Raw genomic sequence first — 1,794 nt, 5'->3', positions numbered from 1 at the left:
GGTAGAGTCTGAAGTTAGCATTATCACCAGCACTAATATTGTATAGATTGAGTTTAATTTGACCGTTGTTTGAGACCCTAAACTTAAACACATCAGTGCGGTCTAAGAGCCTAAACTCCCCATTGCGACTGATGAAATTCCTGGTGAAAGTGTCTAAATCCGCGAAAGTAACCATGATTCACTCCTGACTTTTTTTCTCTGTGAAAAGAAATATAAATTAGCCTAAAAACTGGATTTTTTTTGAGCTTTACTACATCTACAGCGTAATAAAAAAACCCTAATTTTTGTAATATTTGTAAGCAAAGTTTATCAGCTCTTAATTTTAAACGAAATTCGCTTAATTATCACAGTTCTCAGAGCTGATTGGTAAAGTAAGCTATAATCATGGCGCTGGAATGATTTCAGGAATTTGGTCTAGTTTTAGTCTTGTTCCCTGACATCAATATATGTCAAGGTATTTGAGCTGTTTATATTTACTATAAATTAGCTATAAATTAACTCTTATGGATTACTATACATCCTCAACATCCCCTTTGACTCCGGAAGATGTTGAGGAAAGTTTATAAGGCTAAATATTGCAGGATTTAAGCAATCGTACCAATAAGAGCTGATTCCTAAAGTAAAGATTAAGAGGCTAATCGACGAATCATCAATCGAATTAGAGACCCATAAATCATTGCCTCACTATTCTCGACATGCATCTCGTAATCTTTGCTCAGACGGCGATACCGATTTAACCATCCAAAAGTTCTCTCAACCACCCAACGTTTGGGTAAAATCTCAAAAGTGTCAGTAAGACGTTTAATGACCTCGACACCCGCCCCACAGAGTTGCCGAACAACCCGTGCAAAGTTCTGACCCGAATATCCTCCATCTACCCAAACTATTTCTGTCTGAGAAAGTTCTTCTGAGTTTTCGCTAATTACTGTAGCTGCTCCCAAACGTTCTGGGGCATTGCCTTCAGTCACTAACACCCCAATCATTAGACCTTGAGAATCTACTACCAAATGGCGTTTACGACCTTTGACTTTCTTGCCGCCATCGTACCCGTACACCTCCCCCTTTTTTCCGTCGTTTCTACCGACTGTGAGTCTGCGATCGCTACTGTTGATTTTTCAAATCGTCCCAACTTTTCTCGGAGTTGGTGTCGTAGTGTGTCATGGATTTTCGGCCCATATCCTAGGCGTTCCCATTTCTGGAAATATTTGTATACTGTCCCGTGATGGGGGAAATCGTGGGGCAACATTTCCCACTGACAACCAGTGCGCTGTACATAGAAGACTCCATTGAGAATTTCTCTGAGGTCTACGGTTCTAGGTCTTCCAAATCCTTGGGGAAGCGGTAACAACGGTTTAATAATTTCCCACTCTCGGTCACTGAGATCGCTAGGGTAAAGTCGGCGGTGTGGTTTGGCAACTTCTGGAAGACGACTCATCAAACTTTTCTTCTCTAGAGTTAGCAATATTGAGGTGAGTGTGCTGAGCTTACTTCCTTTTGCTCGCTGTCCAGTTTTCCTTTATTTTCTCTTTAGGAATCAGCTCTAATAGAGTATTGTCCTAAACTGCCGTAATCAGTATATCCGGTATCGAAGTCTCCTTGGCCAGTACCATCAATGCTTAGATAATACTGTCCTGGATCGAGGTCAACATTAAAACTAGCGGATAGAGTTGAAGGTTGAAGTTGATGTAGGGTGGGCAGTGGGCCAGACAAATCAGATCAGCTGGCAATCGGGTTGCTAGGCACTGCCCACCAACGGATTAATAACCTTGAAGGTTGATGTAGATGTAGGGTGGG

At 41.5% G+C, this 1,794-nt stretch carries 2 protein-coding genes; both read right to left on the bottom strand.

Annotated elements, in window-relative coordinates; genetic code table 11:
- Positions 1–626 precede the first annotated feature (626 nt).
- Positions 627–1,435, bottom strand: a protein-coding gene (locus F6K49_RS45525) for an IS5 family transposase (RefSeq protein WP_293108796.1) whose coding sequence is annotated in 2 segments (ribosomal slippage) — positions 627–1,055 and positions 1,058–1,435 — 807 coding nt in all. Because the reading frame shifts where the segments join, the coding sequence is not laid out codon by codon here.
- 92 nt (positions 1,436–1,527) lie between these two features.
- Positions 1,528–1,710 carry a hypothetical protein gene (locus F6K49_RS45520; protein WP_293108792.1) on the bottom strand — a complete coding sequence of 61 codons (183 nt, stop codon included), beginning with the start codon at positions 1,708–1,710 and terminating at the stop codon, positions 1,528–1,530.
- Positions 1,711–1,794: the final 84 nt, after the last annotated feature.

This window comes from Moorena sp. SIO3I6, from assembly GCF_010672095.1.
Note: the sequence above shows the minus strand (reverse complement) of the source record. Positions and strands in the feature narration are given on the sequence as shown.